This window comes from Pseudoalteromonas sp. SANK 73390 (assembly GCF_054966645.1).
Genome location: NZ_ARPN01000015.1, coordinates 1 through 25281, shown reverse-complemented (window position 1 = coordinate 25281; position 25281 = coordinate 1). Strand labels below are relative to the sequence as shown.

Annotated in this window: 2 protein-coding genes and 1 pseudogene; all 3 read left to right on the top strand. The window is 41.5% G+C overall.

The window, feature by feature from the left end:
- Positions 1–12966: a non-ribosomal peptide synthetase gene (locus SANK73390_RS01755; protein ID WP_462762774.1), complete on the top strand. Its 12966-nt coding sequence runs from the start codon at positions 1–3 to the stop codon at positions 12964–12966.
- Positions 12963–23819 carry an amino acid adenylation domain-containing protein gene (locus tag SANK73390_RS01750; protein WP_462762771.1) on the top strand — a complete coding sequence of 3619 codons (10857 nt, stop codon included), beginning with the start codon at positions 12963–12965 and terminating at the stop codon, positions 23817–23819. The genes SANK73390_RS01755 and SANK73390_RS01750 overlap by 4 nt, the downstream gene beginning before the upstream one ends.
- A pseudogene (locus SANK73390_RS01745) lies at positions 23816–25281 on the top strand (condensation domain-containing protein); the annotation flags it as partial. The gene SANK73390_RS01750 and the pseudogene SANK73390_RS01745, both read left to right, overlap by 4 nt.

Here is a 25281-nt window from a genome sequence, read left to right as displayed (position 1 = left end):
ATGAATAACGAACAACTAGCAAAACGTCAAAAGCTTAAGGCTTTATTAGAGCGTAAAAAGCAATTGGCAGAGCGTAATTCAATGTCCGAGATAGAACGTCATTCGATTAAAGATGTTGCGCCCATCGCTTTATCTCAAAAACGATTGTGGTTTATCGAACAGTTTGATGACGCAAGTGGGCACTACAATATTTGCATTGTAGCGCAGGTAAAAGGTCGGTTGGATTTGCTAGTTGCAGAGCAGGCATTAGATGCAATTATTCAAAGGCATAAACCATTACGAACGGTATTTGAGCGCGATGGTGATGAAATCAACCAGCGTGTTCAAAATGACATTGCATTTGAGCTCAATCAGTATCAATTGACAAGTTATGAGGACCCTGAGCGAGAAGAGATCTTAAATAATGAGCAGAACTACAGCTTTGACTTAACTCAAGGCCTGTTACTGAGAGGATCGTTCGTATCTTATTCTGATAGCTTCGGTGAGCTGATTTTGTGTATGCACCATATTGCCTCAGATGGTTGGTCAATGCAGATTCTGATAAATGAATTTTTTCATAATTATGAGCAGTTATTGAATGGTCGTACAATAGATTTACCTGAGCTAGAGGTTGAGTTTACCGACTATGCCCATTGGCAAAAGTCTTGGCAAGATTCAGGAAAATTAGAAGCAGCATTAACCCACTGGCAGTCCACTTTGGCTAACTTGCCGCCAGTTCACAGTATTCCCTTGGATTATAAAAGACCAGAAGTGCAGAGCTATGTTGGTAAAAATGCCGAATGTGTACTCAACAAGTCGCTATCAACAGCAATTCGCGAGTCAGCAAAAGCAAATCAGGTGACTTTGTTTATGTTTTTGCATGCAGTGTTCGCCAGTGTGATTTCTAAATTCAGCAATAATCCAGATGTTGTATTAGGCACGCCAACAGCAGGGAGATATCAAAAAAAGCTGGAACCGCTGATAGGCTTTTTTGTTAATACTCTAATTTTACGAGTCGATTGCGGTAGGGAGCAAACATTTAGTGAGTTCTTGCAAAGTGTTAGGCAAGCCAATTTAGTTGCTCAAGAAAACCAAAATGTACCTTTTGAGTTGATAGTTGAGCGCTTGAACCCAGAGCGAAGCCGTGCTTACTCGCCATTATTCCAAGTTATGTTCAGTTTATCGTCTGATCTTGCCTACCCAAGAGAGGTGGCTGGACTTGGAATTGGTACATTTGAAGCCGTGGAGGAAGCGGCAAAATTTGATTTTTCATTAACTGCGAATGAGCGAGAAAACGGCGAAATATTGCTATCTCTAAACTATAATGTTGCGCTTTTTGAAGCCCAAACTGCTCAACGCATTTTACACAGCATGTGTGAGGTTATTACGAGCGTGACTCAAGATATAAATCTGCCACTGAGTCAAATTTCGTATTTAGATCAGCAGAGCAAAGATGAAATTTTAAATCTAGGCTATTCAGAACAAAAAGCTCCGAGTCAATTTATTCATGAACTTTTTGAGTCACAGGTATTGGCAACTCCAGAGCAAATCGCGGTTAGTGCTTATCTCAGCGAGCAAGGTAACTTCGAATATTTATCATATGTAACTCTAAATACTAAAGCAAACCAACTAGCCTATTATTTGCAACAGCAAGGTGTGGGAGAAGGAAGTTTTGTTGGGGTGTGTCAATCACGCACCACAAATTTACTGGTGGTGTTACTTGCGCTACTAAAGCTTGGTGCTACTTACGTTTCACTCGATCCTAAGTACCCTAAAAAGAGATTGGAATACATTGTCTCAGATGCACAGTTATCACTTGTGATAAGTGAAAGGGAGGTTGCCCGTCAATTACAGCTAGAGAGTATGGTGACAACCATGTTACTAGATAGTGATGATGTTCAAACCGCAATCGCGACCCAACAATGCACTAATTTACAAAAACCAAAAGGGGTCCCTAACAACAGTATTGCCTATATTATTTATACCTCAGGTTCGACTGGTCAGCCCAAGGGTGTGATGATTAATCACCATGCTATCAGTATGTTAGTGCATTGGGCAAAAGAGTATTTTACTGGACCAGAACTTAACTGTGTTTTAGCGAGTACCTCATTAAACTTTGACCTCTCATCATTTGAGCTGTTTGTGCCGATTTCTGTTGGCGGGCAAGCGATGATAGTGGAAAACGTATTAGCGTTGGGTCATATGAGTCAGCCTCCAGAGGGATTGTCTTTAATCAACACGGTACCCTCTGCTATTCAAACTTTACTCAACAACAACAGCATTCCTGCTTCTGTCTTAAGCATTAACTTAGCTGGAGAAAAGTTATCTCGCGCTTTAGTAAACCGCTTACATGAGTCTTTGTCTGTTGAGCGTGTTGTCAACTTATATGGCCCATCAGAGGATACGACTTATTCAACCGCTATGTCTTTTTACACTTCGATTGAAAACGAACCGGCAATCGGATTACCTGTTAGCAATACTAAACCGTATGTATTGGATGACGCGCTTAATGTGCAGCCTGTAGGTGTTTATGGTGAGCTGTATTTAGCTGGCGACGGACTATCAAATGGTTACTTAAATAAGCCACAAATGACACAAGAAAGATTTTTAGATGACCCGTTTGCTGGTGAAAAAAACAAGAAAATGTACAAAACGGGTGATGTGGTTAGATGGAATAGTGCAGGTTATTTGGAATACATGGGCCGGGTTGACAATCAAGTAAAAATCCGAGGTTTTAGAGTTGAGCTTGAAGAGATTGAGTCGGCTATATTGCAAGTATCAAAAGTTGAAAGTTGTGCGGTAAAAGTTTGGGCGCAAGAAGAGCAAGGCAGTAGTTTGGTTGCATATATTAGTCCTACTGGTGCAACGGATAACGCCGATCGTGAAACAACTATTTGCGAGATAAAAACACTCTTAGCAAGCAAACTACCCGAGCATATGGTGCCGGAAATATTTATTTTGCTTGATGCAATGCCATTGACGCCTAATGGAAAAATCGACAGAGGTGCATTGCTTCCACCAAACGAATCAGATCTTATCAAAGCTGCATACATTGCACCGCGTAATGATATCGAACATGCCATCTGTGCGTTGTGGGAGGAAATTCTAAAACTACCACAAGTGAGCGTGCACGATAATTTCTTTAGCTTAGGGGGTCACTCCTTGCTAGCAGAACGATTTGTTAACAAGGTGCGCAGTCAGTTAAATGTTTCATTACCTTTGCGGCTCATGTTCGAAAGCACGACTGTAGAAAAAATTGCACAGCACATAGCCTTGTCCAACAGTGATGAGGAAAATGTAATACAAATTACTCCCTCTAGTGAACATACCGAGCTTTCTTTTGCACAGCAGCGTTTGTGGATGGTTTCAAAAGTTCAAGAAACGTTGCCAGTTTACAACTTATCACAAGCTTTCCAAGTAGAGGGGGTGTTAAATGTTGTAGCCTTGGAGCAAGCGCTGAGGCAGCTGGTCACTCGCCATGAAGTATTGCGCAGTCAATATATTGAGCAAGATGGCAAAGTTTATCAAAAAGTCACAGCAATTGATGAACGGTTATTTGTAACGCTCGATCTTACTGATATGACTCGTTCTAATGAACTAGATGATGTTTTGCGTCAAGCCAGTGCATACCAATTCGATTTACAAGCAGGGCACTTGATAAGGGTGTTGTGTGTAAAGCTCAGTAATCACAGTTGGGTCATTCATTTTAACATGCATCACATTTGTTTTGATGCTGGCTCCATGTTGCTGTTTTTAAAGGAGTTTAAAGGTAGGTATGAAAATATTCTTAGTTCGAGCACATGCTCTGACAAGGAATCAGCAACCCAATATAGTCACTATGCCAAGTGGCAGCGAACTTACCTCGATGAAGTAAAAAAAGACAAATATATCGACTTTTGGCGTTCAACGTTAGCGGATTGTGTGCCTTTACATTCGCTCGCGTTAGATTATCAGCGTCCAGAACAGCAAAGCTTTGCGGGTAGGTGCTATTCGTATGAAATGGATGAGCAAGTTAGCCATGCATTACTTGGTTTTTGCAAGCAGCACTCAGTCACGCCGTTTGCATTAACACAAAGCATATTTGCGCTGTTGCTGAGTCGTTACAGTCAAAGTAATGACATTGTAATGGGTATACCTGTGAGTGGTAGAACGCATAGTGAGTTTGAAGATCTAATCGGATTTTTCGTCAATACGGTCGTATTGAGAAGTCAAATCAGCAGCGATGATACCTTCGTTAACTTTTTACATAAAAATAATGACGGTATTCTCAGTGCGCTTGATAATCAGGCTTTACCGTTTGATGCGCTTGTTGAAGCATTAAACCCTGAGCGTTCAGCCAGCTTTTCGCCTATTTTCCAGATCATGTTTGATTATCATGCTGATTTAGGTGGCACCTTTAGCTTAGGCGAAACAACATTGCGCATGCTCAAGGAGTCTAACGAGCTTGCAAAGTTCGATTTAACACTGACCTTGATTGAAAGTAACGGTCGAGTCTGTTGTGAATGGGAGTATTCGACAGATCTATTTGCTCATCAGAGTATAGTCGCCATGGCTGATAGCTTTGAGAGATTAATAAAGGCATGTGTAGCTAATCCAAATCAAAAGCTCAATGAGCAGACACTGTCTAGCCCAATTAATCAAGTCGCTTTTGGTCACAATCACGCCCTCACGCAATCGCAAGTATTGGCACAGTTGCAAAGTGAAGATATTGTCAGCCATTTTGAAAAGCTCGCAAGTAGTCATGCCACTCAGGTTGCGATTCAGCAAGGTGATTTCTCTATTACTTATCAAGAGCTTAATGAGCAGGCGGATAAGTGGGCATATTGGATAAGGAAAAAATACCCAAATTGTCAACGCATTGGTTTATGTGCAGATAGAAGTTTAGAGACAATCGTTGCCTTGATTGGCATTTTAAAGTCAGGTGCTGCCTATGTGCCGCTTGACCCTGCTTTACCTACGGTGCGAATTGAGCATGTGATTGCTGATGCACAATTGGAGCTGGTCGTCACACAACAAAGTTATAGATCACATTTTGTCAATTTAGAACATGTATTCCTTGATGGTAGCGAGTTAAGTACCGTCTTCGCTCAAATGGATACTGTGCCATATACTCACGAAAGAAGCTCTGAACAACTAGCCTATGTAATTTACACATCAGGCTCGACTGGCACTGCGAAAGGCGTGGCGGTTAGTCATGGTAACTGGCTTTCGTATTTATACAGTGCAAGTCAATGTTATCAGTTGAATAATAAACAAAATGTATTACAAGTGTCTTCTTTGTCATTTGATTTATTCATAGAAGAACTATCGTTATCTTTATTAATGGGCGGCACCTTGGTGTTGCAACCAACAACCAAATCACCCAGTGCTAGTGAGTTTTGGTCATTGATAAAAGCGCATGACATTAACCTTATTACTGTACCTACAGCATATTGGCATATTTTGTGTGACGACACATCATTGCGAAAACAAGCGGGACTTTCACCACTAACAACCGTGATTGTTGGTGGTGAAGCAATGAGCTCGGAGGCATTGTCTCGCTGGCAAAAAGCCTTACCCAATGTATTAGTTTTCAACACATATGGTCCTTCAGAAACGACCGTTATTGTTACGGCATGTGAAGTGAGCAAGTGGGATACACAATCTCGAAATGTACCGATAGGTAAGCCTTTGCATGGTGTGGTGACATTTATCCTAGATGATGACCTTAACCCTGTTCCTAGTGGTGCGATTGGAGAACTGTGTATTGCAGGCCCTTGTGTCAGTCAAGGCTATCTAAATAACCCCAAACTCAGTGCTGAAAGATTCGTAGACTTTGAGTATGGGGGTCGCTCATATGGGCGTATGTATCGCACTGGCGATAGAGTACGTAGACACCCTGATGGCAACATTGATTTTTATGGCCGTCAAGATAACCAAGTCAAAGTCAGAGGGTTTAGGGTTGAACTCGGCGAAGTAGAGGCTGTTCTTGGGGCACAGGAGTCAGTGTCATCTTGTTTGGTTGTGCCAAAACAGAATCAGCAAGGGCAGAACTATATTATAGCCTATGTTGTGGTCAACGATCAGCAAGTGGGTGTGTCAGCAGTATTATCACAAGAGCTGCTTGAGACATTACGTATGAAATTGCCGCATTATATGGTGCCTAATTCAATTACTGTGTTGGCCGAATGGCCTTTGACAGTAAATGGAAAAATCGACACGCGTGCTTTACCTGAGCCTGCAGGTGTGAGCGAGCATGGCATTGATCTTTGCACAAACACAGAAAAGCAAATAGCCAAACTATGGGAGCGGTTATTAGGTAACAAGGTGCAATGTCGAAGCGCTAATTTCTTTAACAGTGGGGGGCATTCTCTACTGGCTATTCAATTAAGTAGTTTGATCAGTAAGCAATGGTCAATAGAACTACCGCTCCAGGTGATCTTTAAACACCCGATACTAGAGGACTTATCTCATTGGGTCGAACAAGAAGTAGGCCACTCAGAAGTACCTAATATTGGGTTAGCTGATAGAACTCAGCCACTGGCTCTATCCTGGGCACAGCAGCGCTTATGGTTTATCCATCAAATGCAGGGTAAATCGCCACAATATAATATGGTTGGTATGCATGCACTCGAAGGTAAGGTCGATTTGGCGTGTTTTGAGCAAGCATTGCAAAGTGTTTTTCAAAGGCATGATAGTTTACGCACCCGTATCATCAAAAATGGTAATACCGCTGCTCAACTAATTGATGAGCAAGCTAGCCTACCTTTTATTTATCATGATTGGCGGTCGCTAGATAGCGACACTCAAAAGAAAAAACTGGACAATTTAGCCGCTGCTGAAGTTGAACATAGTTTTGACTTCAATAGCAGCGTGCTATGGCGTATGCATTTGGTTGGTCTAAGTGATGAACAATATTTTGTGTTATTCAATATGCACCACATTATTTCCGACGGTTGGTCAATGGATATCTTCTCAGGTGAGTTTGTGCAAACTTATCAAGCTTTATTAAAAGCTGAGCCTGTTGATTTACCTTCATTACCTATCCAATATGCAGATTATGCGCATTGGCAGCGAAACTGGCTTAAAGGTCGTGTGTTGGAGTCTAAGCTCGATTATTGGAAAGGCGCATTGGCAGGTATTCCTGACGTTCATTCGCTTCCACTTGATCATCCCCGACAGGCAACTCAGTCATTTAACGGAGAGTTGCACACGCAGCAATTACCGACTCAACTTATGTCCCAAGTTAAGCAACTTGCAAATGAACAAGGGTGCACGCTATTCATGCTGATGCAAAGTGCATTTGCTTTGCTCGTTGGCCGCTTTAGCAATACAACCGATATTGTTATTGGCACACCAGAAGCGGGTCGAATGCATTATGACTTAGAGGGGATAATTGGTTTTTTTGTAAATACACTCGTATTGCGAACAGATTTATCTGGCCCGCTAAGTTTTAAAGACCTCTTAATGCGTAATAAAGATATGATTGTGTCAGCTCATAGCAATGCCACGGCGCCTTTTGAGCAGGTTGTGGATGCGGTGAATCCAGCACGGAATCAAAGTTACACACCGATTTATCAAATTGTATTTAGCTTAGATAATTTTAATGAAACACCGCATGAACTTGGCGATATTAAACTAACTCCAGTAAAACCCAGTGGGCGACTCAGTAAGTTTGATTTAACTGTGACCTGTGCTGTTGACTCTGAGCAGCCAGGTGGTTTTACCGTTGAGTGGGAGTATTGTGCTGATCTTTTTGATGTGAGTACTATCGAAAGCTTAGCAAATAGTTATAAATGCTTACTTGAAAGTGCTGTTACAAATCCAGAAATGGATATTATGAAATTAGCATTGCTATCAGAAGAAGCCGCAGCGAAGAAGGTCTACCAGTCTCAGCAAATTGAGATTGAGTCGTGCGATTATGAACGGATAGAGCAGTGGGTTAGTGCACACGCCGCACGAATGCCGGGAAAAGTAGCCATTAACTATGCAGATAAAGAGTGGACATATGGGCAATTAGAGGACACCGCGTCCCGTTGGGCCAGTTATCTTGCTGAAAATGGCGTTTCTAGTGGGGATCGAGTTGGCATTGCGACACTAAGAAGTGTTTACGGCGTTATTGCGATGTTAGCAGTGTTAAAAGTAGGTGCTACTTACGTGCCGCTTGACCCAGCCTCTCCAGAAGAGCGTTTAGAGTACATCGCGACCAATAGCGAACTTAAACTTATCCTTCTTAATCAAAATGATAATAATGCATTTAAAGCCCTTGATGTGACATGTATCGATATTGGAAGTGATATTTATCAACAGTATACCCCTTACCAATCGAATACTGATATGAGTAAAAATGATGTGGCTTATATCATCTATACATCGGGTACAACCGGAAAACCAAAAGGGGTAAGTCAAACCCATTACAATGTACAGCGATTATTAATGACGTCAAATGGAGGACGTTATTTTGGGGGTTACGGAGGGCTGAGCCAAACAGATGTCTGGACACTATTTCACTCAATTGCGTTCGACTTCAGTGTTTGGGAAATATGGGGGGCGCTGTGTCTCGGTGGTCGACTTGTGCTGCCAACACAAGAGCAAGTTCAAGATATCGAATCGTTTGTGACGCTGTGTGATGAACAAGGTGTCACGGTGCTTAATCAAACACCGAGTGCATTTAAAAACTTTATGAAAGCGGCGCTACGCAAAGAAGCAACACTTGCAGAACTGCGTTTTGTTATTTTCGGTGGGGAAGCACTACAGCCAGATATGTTGAAGCCTTGGTTTGACACATATAGCGATGGTCCTATTTTGGTTAATATGTATGGTATTACTGAAACAACAGTACACGTTACATTTAAACGAATTGAGTCAGCAAATCGCAGTGCGAGTGAGATTGGCTGTGCCCTAGGTGATCAGGTACTTTACCTACTCGATGAGCAACGTCAGCCTGTTCCTGATGGGGCTATTGGTGAAATATATGTTGCCGGAGCTGGCTTATCTCCAGGGTATTTACACTTACCTGAACTCACTGCCGGTCGCTTTGTGAGTAATCCATACGCTACCGAGTTAATGCTCGCCAATGGCTTCGATAGAATGTATCGAACGGGAGATTTAGCGCGCTATAACTCGAACAAAGAGCTTAGTTACATAGGCCGAAATGATGCACAAGTTAAGATTCGCGGTTTCAGAATTGAATTAGCTGATATTGAATACCAATTACGTCAGTTACCTTATGTTAATGATGCGTTGGTCAGTGTGGGTGAAGATTCTAAAGGAGAGCCTGCCCTGGTCGCCTATGTAATCGCAGATTTATCAGGTAAAGATTGTAGTCATGACCTGCGTGCAAAACTGCCAAATTATATGGTGCCTGCATTTGTCATTGCCTTAGAGCAGTGGCCATTGACAGTAAACGGTAAAGTTGACCGATCAGCGTTACCAAAACCACAGCTACAACAAGAGCAATATCAAGCACCACGTTGTGAGCAAGAGCTTTTATTAGCCAGTATTTGGGGAGAGGTATTAGGTCTTACTCCAGCTCAAATTAGCCGCGATGATAATTTCTTTGCACTAGGAGGCCATTCACTCCTTATGTTGGATTACCGTCAATGCCTATTAACAGAGGGGTATGATATCTCTATTGCTCGCCTGTACCAAGCAAGTGAGCTTGTGGAGATGGCTAAGGTTTTAGCTGAGTATGATAGCAGTGTTCAGCTTGATAACAAGTTACCAGAAACAATGTGTCAAATTGGTGTACCACTGCATCCTTCGCAGTTCCCACTGGTGGATTTAGCAGAGTCTGAGCTAGATGCAATTATTAAGTTTGTACCCGGTGGTGAGGACGCGATTCAAGATATTTATCCTTTATCACCATTGCAAGAGGGCATGCTCTTTCATTCATTACATAGTGAAAGTCGCGACCCGTATTTGGTTACTTCAATTATGCTTTGTAAAGATGAGCACGCAGAGCAATTACTGATTGATGCCATCAACTTTGTTATTGCTCGACATGATGCATTGCGCACACAAATCATCAATGACGAGGTTGCTAATCCTGTACAAGTTGTGAACCGACGAGCGAGTGTTCAAGTTGTGGATGCGGGGCGAATACCTGATGATGTGGTTGACGCGCAGAGCTGGTTATATGATAACCAGACATTGACTCAGCTCCCTTTACATGAAGCCCCTTTGATGCAGCTGCACAGATATGTTGCTGCACAAGGCATCTATGTGGTGATTTATCACCATCATATCATTGAAGATAATTATTCGATGCGAATTATCACGGAAGAAATCGCAGCTTATCTAAGCAAGCAAACAGAGGAGTTGCCTGTCCCAACTCCTTATCGAGCCTTTATATGGCAAGGTAAAAACTGTGACATGGTGAAGGCTAAGCATTACTTCAAAGGGATGTTTGAAGGCTTACAGGCTCCTACTTATCCATATGATACGAATAAAACCAGTTATTTGCAGCACGGCTCTTGGAATAAAGCGCTGTCGCTTGATTGCTCAAACAATATAAAAGCACTCGCGAAGGCAAAAAAAGTCAGTATTTCAACGATTATGCATTTGGCTTGGAGTATGGTCGTAGCAAGAACGAGTAATAGTAATGACTTGGTCTTTGGCACTGTAATGTCAGGAAGAATGACACAGCAGGTGCAGGTTGAACGTATGATTGGACTGTGTATCAACACGTTACCTATTAGAGTTACGCTTGAGGCTCGATCGTTAGAGTGCCTATTACAAGAGGTCCACAATTCATTGCAGTCACTGCTTATGTTTGAGCAAGTCCCATTGCTTGAAGCGCAGTCTGTGAGTCCATTGCAAAGCAGTACCGCATTATTTAGCAGCGTACTTAATTGCCGACTGCAACAAACGGGAGCTCAATCGCAAGTTGCACAATGGAACCTTAACGGCATTGAAGTGCTCGCGATGAAAGAGCATACCAATTACCCTGTCGCTGCGTCGGTTGATTATGACGGTGAAGCATTACACCTGAGTATTGAGACCAGTGGTCATATTGACAGTGACTCAGTTGGCTCTTACTTCCTACAAGCAATTGAATCAATTTTACAACAAGCCGATAGTGAACTGCCACAGCTAACGCTGCCCAGTACATTATTAGACAAAGAGTTGTCGTTGATGGATGCCATAAATAACACGCAACGGCCCTATCCAAAAAACAGTGCTTTGTATGAGCTTTTATTAGAGCAAGTACATCACACTAAAAATGATATTGCGCTTATTTGTGCTGATAGAGAATTAACCTATCAACAGTTAATCATTGAAGTTGAGCAGCTGGCAAGGGGGTTATTGGCCAAAGGTATTAAGCCATCAGACACGGTTGGGCTGATGTTCAACCGCAATAGTTCTTTACTCGTGTCACTTTGGGCAGTACTTGCTGTGGGAGCAACGTATGTGCCGCTCGTTGCTTCTTATCCTGATGACAGATTGCAGTACATGGTTGATGACAGCCAATTGAAAGTATTGCTCATTGAAGAGTCTCTAACGTCTAGGTGCGAATCATTACCGATTGAGCGAGTGACCATATCGCAATTGCAAAGTGTTGACTCTGCGGATTTGGAATTGCCTAAGGTCGACCCTCAGCAGCTTGCTTATATTGTTTACACCTCAGGGTCAACGGGCAAGCCTAAAGGTGTTGCAGTCAATCATAGCAATGTTGCCAGCTTGGTTTGCAATAGCGACTTCATCGATATAAATCGAACAAACGGATTTTTAGGTATTTCTAGTATTGCATTTGATGGCTGTATTTTTGACATCTTTATGCCGCTTCTCAATGGACGTCGTTTAGTGTTTTTAGATGATGATATGTTGCAAAAGCCTCAAAATTGGGCTGCATTATGTGAAACGCATAAAGTCGATACTGCCTTTGTTACAACGTCATTGTTTAACCATCTAGTGACATCACAAACTGGTGTATTTGATCATGTAACTCAAGTGCTATTTGGGGGAGAGCAAGCGAATCCAAATATTGTTGAACAGTATCTAAAAACATGGCCACAACATGTTTTATATCATTGTTATGGCCCAACAGAGACGACGGTTTATGCGACTTGCGGTGAGTTAAACTCGCAAAACTATAAGGCAACTCCAATTGGTAAGCCTCTCGCTAATAATACATGTTATATCCTTGATAAAAATCAAGAACGGTTGCCTTTTGGGGTGGTTGGCGAGCTTTATATCGGTGGTGAAGGGGTTGCTGTTGGTTATCTAAATCGACCCGAACTGACGTCACAAAGCTTCTTATCAGACCCATTTTCTCCTTGTGAAAAAGGACGAATGTATCGAACTGGGGACCTGGTTCGTTGGCGTCATGATGGCACGCTGGAGTTTGTCGGGCGAGTGGACAATCAAGTCAAAATTCGTGGCTTCAGGATTGAGATTGAGGAAGTTGAGCTAGCGCTATCCAATCTATCCTCAGTGCGCGAGTGTAGTGTGCAAGTTCATCGACATGGTAATGGGCAAGATAGTCTTGTCGGTTTTGTGGTTATTCATGCTTCACAAGTGACCACCGGGCAATTACGTTTTGAGCTCGGTGAGTGCATGCCAGAGCATATGGTGCCTAATTTGATCATAGAAGTTGACGCATTGCCTCTGACTCAAAATGGCAAGGTAAATAAAGCTGCACTTGCAGATATTGCAATACAGGCGATAGCAAACGGCTTATGCAACGAAAGTGGTGACACATCACCGCCACAAACAGAAACAGAAGTAATACTCGCATCCATGTGGGGCAAAATCCTTGATGTGAATGACTCTAGTATTAGTCGCCAATCAAGCTTCTTTGCTTTGGGAGGAAATTCCTTACTTATCATGCGACTGAGCAATGAAATACAAGCAGAACTTGAGGTAACTCTATCGGTGAAAGACATTTTTGACTATCAAACCTTAGAGTCACTCGCTGAACTCATTGACTTACTGAAACAAGCAGACAGTGAGGAAGTACTCACTGAAATGAATAGCCTTGACGAAAATGTGAACATAACGATATGAATATAATAAAAATAATACAGCATTGTGCAAATAAGAAAATTCACTTGAAACTTGATGACAATGGTCAGCTACAAATATCAGGGAACAAGCATGCTATTTCTCCAGAGCTTCTTGCTCAGCTTAAGGCGCATAAGCAGGAACTGATTGAGGTACTCAAGAAGCGCAGTGAGCAGCGTAAGGAGCTGCCCATTCCAAAAGCGGATAGAGCAAAGCCTATCCCAGTAAGCTTTGCACAACAAAGGTTATGGTCTGTTGAGCAAATGGAACCCGGTACTGGTCGATATAATGTTCCTCTTGCTTTTAAAGTAAAAGGGGCTTTTCACAGTGGCATGTTCCATGAGGCATTACGTTGCTTAGTTTTAAGGCACGAAACGTTAAGGACTTCATTTAGCTATGGCAATGGAGAAATCAGCCAGATTATACATGATGATCCCTGTGTACAGTTTGAGGAAATTGACTTATCGCTGCAAAAGGGTGATTTGCACAAGCACTTAGAAAGCATTATAGGTCATGATTGTAATCGAGGCTTTGATCTGACAAGGCCCGAACTGTTTCGCGTTAAGTTGATAAAGCTGGCGGACAATATACATGTTGTTCAACTCAATTTGCATCACATTATTACAGATGGTTGGTCAACTTCAATTTTGTTTGATGAATTGATTACTTTATATGGTGCGCTGTGTAATCAGCAAGCAAGTTCACTGCCGATACTAGATGTACAGTATGCAGATTACGCCGCTTGGCAAAGAAACCAAATATCTGAGCAGGTTTTGCCCAAAGATCTTGATTATTGGCGTAAACAGTTAGAAGACTTACCTCAGTTACATAGCTTGCCAACAGATTTTCCTCGTTCAAGTACACAAAGCTTTAACGGACGAACGTATAAGACACAGCTCTCTAGTGCATTACAAGCGCGTTTGAATGAGTTCTGTTTAGAGCACAATATAACGATGTTCATGATGCTGCAAAGTTGCTTTGCTTTGTTACTGAAGTTTTATAGTAGAGAAAATGACATTGTGATGGGGACGCCGATTGCTGGACGTTCACACCGTAGTTTAAATAAATTGATTGGGTTGTTCGTTAATACTTTGGTATTAAGAACGCAGCTTAAAGATGATGTTTCTTTTCTTGATTTTATTAAAGAGAACAAACGACAGCACTTGAACGCTTTTGAACATCAGCAAGTGCCACTTGATATGCTGGTAGATATATTACAACCGGAGCGAAGTACTAAATATAATGCTTTGTTTCAAATAATGTTTTCTTTACAAAACTTAGCTTTAGGTGAACTGGCGTTAGATGGTGTCGAAGTCGAAGTTTTAGAACCAGAGGTTGAGTCAACCAAGTTTGATCTGACTTTAGTGATGAAAGAAAGTGATGATGGTCTATATGCGGTATGGGAATACTGCAGTGATTTATTTGATGCACACACCATTGATAATATGGCACAAAGCTTTGCAGCTTTGTTGGAGAGTGTATTAAATAATCCTAGCTGCCAATTGAGCCAATTTAGTTGTATTTCGACAGAGCAAAAGCGAACGGTTATGGGTTTGGGTACTGTTGCAAGAGCAGCCGCACAGTCGGCTATGATGTTGCCAGATCGAATTACCAAAATGGCTAGTCAAGTACCTGAACACGTAGCATTAGTGTGTGAAAAACAACAGATCAGTTATGCACAAATGAACAGTCGAGTTAATCAACTCGCTGATTATATGATAAAAAAATCGGTAGTAAAGGGCGACCGAGTGGGTGTCTTTATGGCGCGAACGGCTGACCGTATTATCGCGACGCTGGCAACACTAAAATTGGGCGCTGTGTTTATTCCATTGTCAGACACGATGGGGCAGGAAAGATTAGAGTATGTATGTGACGATGCAGATATTAGATACTTGCTTGTTGATCAATATACTACTGGGAGTGAATTTGCTCACCGTGCACAAGTGATTGATACCCAAAAATGTGTTGCAGAGGTGAGTGGGTGTTTGACGCAGGAACCCCAGTTAGCTAATCCGCTTCAAGCACAAGACTTGGCTTACATAATCTATACATCTGGTACAACAGGTAAGCCCAAAGGAGTGATGAATCACCATGCAGGGTTGAGCAATCTATTTACTGCGAGCAACCAGACTTTACAGTTTGATGTACAAAGTCGCTCAGTGCAACTTGCTTCATTTATTTTTGATGCTGCTATTTGGGATTGGGCATTGGCATTGGCAAGCGGTGCACAGGTACATATTGTTAATGAAGAAATCGCTCAATCGCCAGTCATGCTTGGAGAGTATATTCAGGAAAATTCCGTAACACATTGTTTTTTAACGCCTGCTTTGTTGCCGTATTTAGAAATAGAAAAATTTAAATCAGTGCATACATTGTATGTTGGTGGTGATAACTGTGCTAAAGACATGGCACAAAAATGGAGTGCGGACCGTCGTTTCTTCAATGCATATGGCCCAAGTGAAGCATCAGTATGTACAACTATGGGCCAGTTCCACCCAGATGATACATATTTAGATATCGGTACACCTTTATCAGGTACGGAGGTCTATCTTTTAAGTGATACAGCCCAATTACTACCGCCAGGTGCAGTTGGTGAGATTTGCATTGCCGGTCAGGGGGTTGGTAATGGGTATGTCAATAAACCAGAATTAACACAGCAGCAGTTTGTAAGTAACTCGTTTGGTTCTGGTTTTATGTATAAAACGGGCGATCTGGCTCGTTGGACAAAAGATGGTAAGCTTTTGTTTTTAGGCAGAAAAGATACTCAAGTGAAAATTCGAGGCTATCGTATTGAGCTCAGTGATATTACGAGCTTGTTGAGTAATTGCACACAGGTTGAAAGCTGTGAAGTTGTCGTTAATCAGGATATCAATGGTCAAAAACGTCTTATTGCATACTACACCAGTACATCATCAGATTCAGAAATAGCGCTAGACAGCCTATTTAGACAATACCTACAAAAGCTAGTTGCCAGCTATATGATGCCAGCGGCATTTGTGCGCTTAGACGAACTACCTTTAACCAGTAACGGGAAGGTAGATACACGCATACTATCGGCAAAAAATGTGCAGGTGAGTACTGATAAAGTTGAGCCTCTGCAAACGGATACAGAGCAGTCCGTAGCGCGCATCATGGCTGATGTTTTAGCGATCGATAGTGAGTTAGTGGGACGAAACTCACACTTTTTTATGATGGGAGGCCATTCCTTACTCGCAGTACGACTACTCAGTGAAATACAAGAGCAGCTTGGTGTTAGTATCAAAATGAAGCATTTTTTTGAGGGGTCAACAGTTGCTCTGCTAGCCAATGACATTGACTCAGCAGAGCAAGGTGAACAGCACAAAATAACGCCAGTAAAGCGTGATGGAAACTTACCTTTATCATTTTCACAGCAACGATTGTGGTTTATTGACAAACTTTCTCAAGGGTCAACGCAATTTAATATGCCTTGTATGATGCAAGTGGACGGTGCGCTTAACCATGACGCATTTGACTATGCATTAGCGCAACTTATTCAAAGACACGAAATTTTACGTTGCCGATATTTGGATAAAGATGGCGAACCTGTATTGGCATTGGATGAACATATCGCGCTGCCTATTACCCGTCATGATTTGAGTTTTTTGTGTGATACCAAACAAAAGGAACAACTTGATGCATTGGTGGAGCAAGAGTTTACAACCGCGTTTGATTTACACCACGATCCAGTACTGAGAGTACAGCTGATAAAGCTTAGTGCAGCTTGCCACATTATTTCGTTCAACATTCATCATATTGCCTCCGATGGTTGGTCAATGGAATTGTTAGTTGATGAATACTGCCAGTTATACAGTTCTCGTGTAAATGGCCTACCGAACCCGTTACAACCACTGACAATTCAGTATATTGACTTTGCTCACTGGCAACGTGACTACTTGTCTTCAGAGCGTTTAACTGAAGAACTGGAATATTGGAAGAGTCAACTAAAAGATATTCCTGAAGTGCATAGTTTACCTACCGATTTTCCAAGAAGTTCAGTACAGGACCATCGAGGGAAAAGTTTAACAGACAAACTTTCAAAAGCGAGTTCACAAAAAATTACTGCATTTTGTAAGCAATATGACATTACGCCTTTTGTATTCTTTCAAACTTGTTTTAGTGTGCTTCTTCATCGCTATAGCTTTGAAAGCGATATAGTTATGGCTACGCCTGTAGCGGGCAGACACAGCAAGGATACTGAAAAGCTTATTGGTCTGTTCTTGAATAATATTATTTTGCGTTCATCTGTTAATGGTGATTTGGCAATAAGTGATTTATTAAGCCAGAATAAAACTATGATTTTGGATGCTTATGAGCATCAGAGTGTGCCATTTGAGCTGATAGTAGATGCTTTACAACCTAGCCGTCAGCTAAGTTATCAGCCATTAGCACAGGTGATGATTAATTACTTTGAAGGTAGTCAACTACAACATCATGAGATGGCAGGTGTAAATATTCAAACCCCACAAGGTGTGAGTCAAGATAGTCACGCTAAAAATGATCTAACGCTTTATATCTCTAAAGACGACACTCAATTTGAAATGAATTGGGTATTTGCAACATCATTATTTGCTCAAGCTAGCATTCAAAGCATGATGAAAGCATTCTCATTATTAATTGATCATGTTTTAGTGCTACCGCATAGTCTTGTTAAGGATATCACCATATGCGACACGCATAGTGATGTGCGAACCTGTGAACAGTACAGTGCATCGCATTTATCTTTACCAGATTGTTTTATGCCACAGCAGATTGACCAAATAGGGCATCGAACGCCTGATGCGATTGCAATATCGCATAATGAAACATCATTGACCTATACCCAATTGAGTGAGCAGTCTGACGCTATTGCCTATTATTTATTGTCTCAGGGAGTTGAGCCACAATCCGTGGTGGGTATATATAGTGAGCGCAGCATCAACTGGGTTGTTAGTGTTTTGGGCGTATTAAAAGCGGGTGCTACTTACTTACCTTTGGCGTGTGATCTTCCTAAAGAGCGTTTAGAACAAATGGTGTTAGATGCTCAACCTCGGATCATTTTAACAGCAAGTCACTTACTCGATGATTTAGATATTACACCAGATATGGTGGATATAAATGATGCCAAGTCTGAAAAAACTGGGTATGTATTACCAGAACTTGATGCAGACGCAACGGCTTATATCATCTACAGCTCTGGCTCTACTGGTACACCAAAAGGTGTTGCTGGAACGCACGGGGGTTTACGTAACCGTGTTAATTGGATGGTAGAACGCTTTGCATTTGACGAGCATGAAGCGCAAGGTGTGATCACCTCAATTTCGTTTGTTCGTGCTATTTTCGAGCTGTTAACGCCTTTGGCGGCAGGCAGTCGTATTGAAATTATTGATAAAGAGGTGTTGCTAGACGGTGAGCAATTCATAACTGCGCTTGAGCGTTGTAATGTAACGCGAATAGTTTCTGCGCCTTCTTTGGCAAGAACGCTTATCGACCTGCCAAACTCGAATAAACTTCAGCGGCTAAAATATTGGTTTATTTCAGGTGAGCCGTTTAAAACAGTGCTTTCTGATGAGCTAAACATCAAATTACCGAAGACGACGATTTGTAATTTATATGGGTCATCAGAGTGTGCTTCTGATGTGACTTATTGTGTTGTAGAACAGCAAAATGATTGCAATACAACAGTATCACTGGGCCGACCTATTGCCAATACAAGTGTTTTCATATTGGATGAAAATCTAAACCCAGTAATTGAAGGTATGCCAGGAGAGTTATGTGTTGCGGGAGATAATCTGGCTGTTGGATATTTGAATGACCCACAATTAACCGCAGATAAGTTTGTTGAGCATAATTTTGGCTCTCAGTATGGCGAAAAGATTTATCGCACGGGGGATAAAGCGCGCTGGGTAAAAACACAGAATAATCAAATGCCGGTGTTGGAATATTTGGGGCGACTGGATGAGCAAGTAAAAATACGCGGTTTTAGAATTGATCCCGCGGAAATTGAACATCAAATGCTATCACACGCACTCGTTAAAGATGTCCGAGTAGTACTTAAACATTTAAATAGTCATGAAGACCCGCGATTAATTGCCTATGTAGTAACCGATGGCATGGTTCAAGATGAACGATTGCTTAGTAAGGAATTAATTCAGACACTAGAGCAGCGTTTTCCAAACTACATGGTTCCATATGACATCGTATTTCTTACAGAATTTCCGCTTCGTGCAAATGGTAAGGTAAATAAAAACTTATTACCAATCCCGACACTGGTTGATGAAGCATTGCTTGTAGCGGCAACAAACCAAGATGAAAGGACGATACATGCAATTTGGGCAAGATTATTAGAAATACAACATTTTGGAGTTGAAGATAATTTTTTCAAACTTGGTGGTCACTCTTTACTTGCTATTCGTCTATTGAGTGCACTTAGAAAAGCTTTCGATGTTGAATTGAGTGTTAAAGATTTATTTGAGAACCCTACCATTGCGCAATTGGCGCAGCGTTGTAAGGTTGCTTCGGGTAACACTTTGCCAGATATTCAGCCTGTTAATGATGCATTCAAACGTGCATTGTCATTTGCTCAGCAACGCTTGTGGTTTATTGACCAAATTGAAGGCGGTAGTGAAAATTACAATATTGTAAGTGTTTATCGACTTCACGGGCAGCTACAACTTGATGCATTACAGAGTGCTTTTTCTGCTACTACACAGCGCCATGAAATATTGCGCACCAACTATAAGCTGGTGGATGATAACGTATACATACAGCTTCATGAGCAGAGTAATGCAACTATTAATGTGACTGACTTTAGAGGCATGCAAGAGCACAGTGAACAGATTGATTTATTGATTAGAAAGCAATTTAAACACAAGTTTAATTTGACAACAGATCCCCTGGTTAACGTTGAGCTAGTGAGCATTGCTGATGAGCAACACGTTATGGTCATCAATATGCACCATATTATTTCAGATGGTTGGTCAATGTCTTTGTTTATAAATGAATTAATCGACCATTATAACGCCTACCTAAAAGGGGAGTTTAGGAGCGTAGCTGCGTTAGCGATTCAGTATACGGATTATGCTCATTGGCAGCGTCAGCGTGTTGATGACCTGCTTGATGAGCAAAGCAACTATTGGCAGCAGCAGTTAGCTAATCTGCCTGTGGTACATAATCTACCTTTAGATCGAGCAAGGGCTGTGACACAAACTTTCGCTGGTAGCCGTATCGAAGCGAAGATTGACGGAGGCTTACTACAGCAACTTCGTACTATTGCCCAGCAAAATGATGTAACTATGTTTATGTTACTACAAACAGCATTTTCGACTTTGTTAAGCCGCTTTAGCCGTGAGAATGATATTGTCATGGGAACACCTGTTGCGGGTAGGAATCATCATCAAGTTGAAGACTTAATAGGTTTGTTTGTTAATACTTTAGTACTAAGGACTAAGCTGTCTCCAGATACTTCATTTGAGGCGTTGTTGAAGCAAAATAAAGCAATGATCCTAGAGGCATTCAATCATCAGGATATGCCTTTTGAAAGCTTAGTTGAAGTTATTAACCCAGAACGAACACTCAGTCACAGCCCACTATTCCAGATTTTATTTGTACTGCAAAATGTTGCCGACCAGACTACGTCATTCAATGGCCTTGAGGTTTTGCCTTACGTACTTGAAAACGATGTTAAGTCGGTGAAGTATGAACTTGAGTTACATGTTATTGAGCAATCACAAGAACTGGCTGTTAATTGGTTATTTAATACTGCACTGTTTGATCATGAGTCAATTGAGCAGCTTTCAAATAGCTTTATACACCTTTTAAAACAAATTTGTGCTGATGCCTCTGTAACAGCACAGCAACTTTGTATTGTGGATGATGTCGCGCGCGAGAAGGTGCTACATCAATGGAATAAAACTGCGGCGACGTATAATTCACAGTTATGTATTCATCAATTGTTTGAGCAGTGTGCGCAGAGTGAACCCAACAAAATAGCATTAACCTTCAATGATGAATCTGTGACTTATGGTGAGCTAAACAGTCGTGCCCACAACTTAGCGATACGCTTAGTTGAACAGAAGGTAGTCGCAAACCAGGTCGTAGGTATTTGCATGGAGCGCTCTGTTGAGATGGTTGTGGCCATGTTGGCAGTGTTAAAAGCCTCAGGTGCATACTTACCAATTGACCCTGGTTACCCAATGCACCGAGTTCAATACATGATAGAAGATTCGCATGCGGAGGTTTTGCTAACTCATTCAGAAATAAAAGTATTTTTACAGATTGATGACGCTGTCAAGACCATTTGTTTAGACCAGATTGACCTATCTGAATCTCTCACTGATGAACGCACCCTGACATCATTGCCAGTATCGAACGCTGAGCAGTTAGCGTATGTTATTTACACATCGGGTTCTACAGGGAATCCAAAAGGTGTGATGGTGAAACATCGTAATGTAATTAATTTATTTTCTGGTATTGAAGATAAGTTGGCATTTAGGCAGGCGCATGAAAAATGGCTGGCCATTACAAGCATAAGCTTTGATATCTCGGTATTAGAAATTTTGTTTGTATTGTGTCGCCAAAAAGAAGTTTTATTGCAGCCTGATAGACCAACACAATCGAGCATAACATCGACTAAGCCTATGGAATTCAGTTTGTTTTATTTTGCCGCAGAAGACGGCTCCCAAATCAAGAATAAGTATGACTTATTACTTGAAGGGGCAAAGTTCGCCGATGCAAATGGGCTGAGTGGCGTTTGGGTACCAGAGAGACACTTTGCCAGCTTTGGCGATCAGTTTCCCAACCCATCTGTTGCAGCAGCGGCAGTTGCGGCTGTGACTTCAAACGTAACAATACGCTCGGGTAGTGTGGTGTTTCCTCTACATGATCCAATCCGTATTGCTGAAGAATGGTCGATGGTTGATAACCTTTCCCAAGGTCGTGTTGAATTATCAGCTGCATCAGGCTGGCACCCAAATGACTATGTGTTAGCTCCACAAAATTACGAAGACCGCCATGCAATAATGCGACGTAATATCGAAACAGTTCAACATCTTTGGAAAGGGGGGAGTACACAAAGAGTCAATGGTATAGGTAATACTGTCGATATTGTTGTACATCCAAAGCCTGTACAGGACGATTTAAAGATTTGGATCACCGCAGCTGGTAACCCTGAGACTTTCCGTTATGCCGGTTCTATTGGTGCGAATATTTTGACGCATTTGCTGAGTCAATCTAAAGAAGATGTAAAAAATAAGATTGAAATCTACCGGCAAGCGCTAGAAGACGCAGGGTACAGTAGAGATCATGGCAAAGTAGCACTGATGCTGCACACCTTTGTCGGTGAAGATGAGCAAACTACCAAAGCGACAGTTGAGCAACCTTTTAAAAATTATCTTAAACAGTCAATTGGTTTGGTAAAACCAATAGCTGATGAAGCCGGGTTGGATATTGAAAAAGACTTAGATGCAATAGTCGATATGGCATTTGAGCGTTATTACCACTCAAGCAGTTTATTTGGTACAGCGCAGACTTGCTTAAAGCGGGTTGAAGAGTTTGCACAGATGGGGGTTGATGAAGCAGCATGTCTTATTGACTTTGGAGTGTCATTAGAAACGACACTAGCAAACTTTCCAAATCTAGCGAAGCTACAAGAGCAAGTTAAGCAGCACAAGGCACATGAAGTGTTTTTGGCTAAGCGCCATGATAACAAGTGGGATCCGGTTGAGCTTATTAACGCATTCGATGTAACTCATATGCAATGTACGCCGTCATTTGTTAATGAAATGATTGGCAGCCAGCGGGGTCAACAAGCAATAGCACAACTTAAGCAGCTATTGGTTGGTGGTGAGGCATTGAACTCAGGATTAGCCGAGTCATTGCTGTCACATGTAAATGGACAACTATTTAATATGTATGGTCCTACGGAAACTACTGTCTGGTCGACATCAAGCGAAGTAATAAACTCAGATGTGGTTATTGGCTCACCATTGGCTAACACCCAATGCTTGGTCTTAGATGAAAATATGAAGTTGGTGCCACCAGGCGTGCCAGGTGAACTGTATATAGGTGGTGAAGGAGTTACTGCTGGCTACTTTGAACGTGCTGCGTTAACGAACGAACGATTTATATCACATGCTTTAGTCAATGGGCAGAAACTCTACAAAACAGGTGACTTAGTTTATTGGACAAACCGTGCAGAACTAAAGTACCTGCGACGTCTAGATGATCAAGTGAAGTTCAGAGGATATCGTATAGAGTTGGGTGAAATAGAGTCAGTGGCTAGTCAAATGGATATAGTCAAAGAGTCTGTTGCTATTACTCATGGTCAGGGAACTGATGCCCAGCTAATTTTGTTTGTTGTGCTAGAGAGTGTAAAGAGTACCTCTGAGTCTGATGTCGCCGCAATTAAGCAGCAATTAGTGACTCAGTTACCAAATTATATGGTGCCATCAAAAGTATTAATAATAGAGAAGTTACCTTTAACCCCAAATGGCAAAGTGGATAAAAAGCAACTGCATGCGGAGCCTCTTGATGTTGATGTAGCTACTGAATATGTTGCTCCATGTACTGAATTGGAAAAGAAACTCTGTGAGATTTGGCAACAGCTATTGGGTATAGAGCAGGTGGGCATACTTGATAACTTTTTCACGATAGGTGGGCACTCATTAACGGCCGTACGATTTGTGGGCTATTTAAAAGATGAAATGTCGTTAAATATTTCGGTAAGAGACATTTTTACTTACCCAACAATCAAAGAGTTGGCGTATTACGCTGAGTCAGCTTTGACAACAACTTCAAGTATAAAAGAGCTGCTTTTGGCAAGCGAAGATATGGAAGACATGGAGGAATTTGAATTATGAATGTATCACAGCTTGTAGCTCAACTTGCACAGCAAGGAGTGTTTTTATCATTACAAGACAATCAGTTGAAGTGTCGAGCGAAAAAAGGTGCGCTAACCGATGAGATAAAATCTGAACTGGCGTCAAGAAAAGCCGAGATTTTAGCCTTTTTACAAGTAAGTGAAACACGTAAAGTGGTTGATTTACAAAAAAGAGCAGATCAATCGGTTATACCTGTTTCGTTTGGTCAAGAAAGGTTGTGGTTTGTAGACAAGCTGGAAAATAGTAGCATTCAATATCATATGCCAAGTGCTTTTTTGCTCAATGGGCACTTGGACCTTAAGGCGTTTGATGATGCGATGAATATGATTGTTCAACGTCATCAAGTGCTCAGATGTAATTTTAAAGAGGATAATGGGTATCCTCAAATTGAGTTAAACGAAGTGCCAGCACAGTTAACTCAATTTCATGATTTATCACATGTCCACCCAGAGAAACAAAATGAGCATCTAAGAACACTCATAGAGCAAGATGTGATCACCGAGTTTGACTTTGAAAAAGACTGCTTTTTACGAGTTCAGTTGGTAAAGTTATCTGAGCGTCAGCATGGCGTATTATTAAATATTCACCATATAGCTTCTGATGGTTGGTCGATTGGTGTTTTAATCAATGAATTTAGTGCTTTATATGGAGCATATAGCCAAGGTTTAAATAGTCCACTAGAGCCACTGCCAATACAATATGCTGACTATGCTCATTGGCAACGAGAAAACTTAAAAGATCACATGTTGGAGTCAGAGTTGGGCTACTGGCAAAGTGCTTTGAAAGGGTTACCTGAACAGCATAGCCTACCATTAGATCATCATAGGCCACCAATACAGACGTTTGTTGGCCAACAGCATCGATTAGTCATACCAAAACCAGTAAAAAAGGCGCTTGAAAGAGTGTGCCAAGAACAGCAAGTGACACTCTTTATTTTGCTACAAACTGCGTTTGCCACTTTGCTTTCCCGCTTTAGTGATGAAGCTGATATTGTTATGGGAACACCTGTGGCGGGGCGTCACATCCCTTCACTTGAAAAACTGATAGGCTTTTTTGTTAATACACTAGTGCTAAGAACATATGTCAATGACCAGATAACTTTCAGGGAATTATTACAAAAAATAAACAGCATATTTTGGATGGGTTTCAGCATCAACAAATACCATTTGAATCGCTTGTTGAGCTCTTGCAGCCTGCTCGAAACCTCAGCCATAGCCCGCTATTTCAAATATTATTTGTATTACAAAATAGCGAACAGGGTGAGCTTAGCTTACCCAACCTATCATTACAGCAACTTGATATTGCATTGGATGATAACAACCCTGTTAAATATGATATTGAACTGTATGTCAGTGAATCGGCTGAAGAGCTAATAGTTAACTGGCAGTTTAACTCATCACTTTTTGAAAAGCCTACAATAGAGCGCTTATCGCAAAGCTTT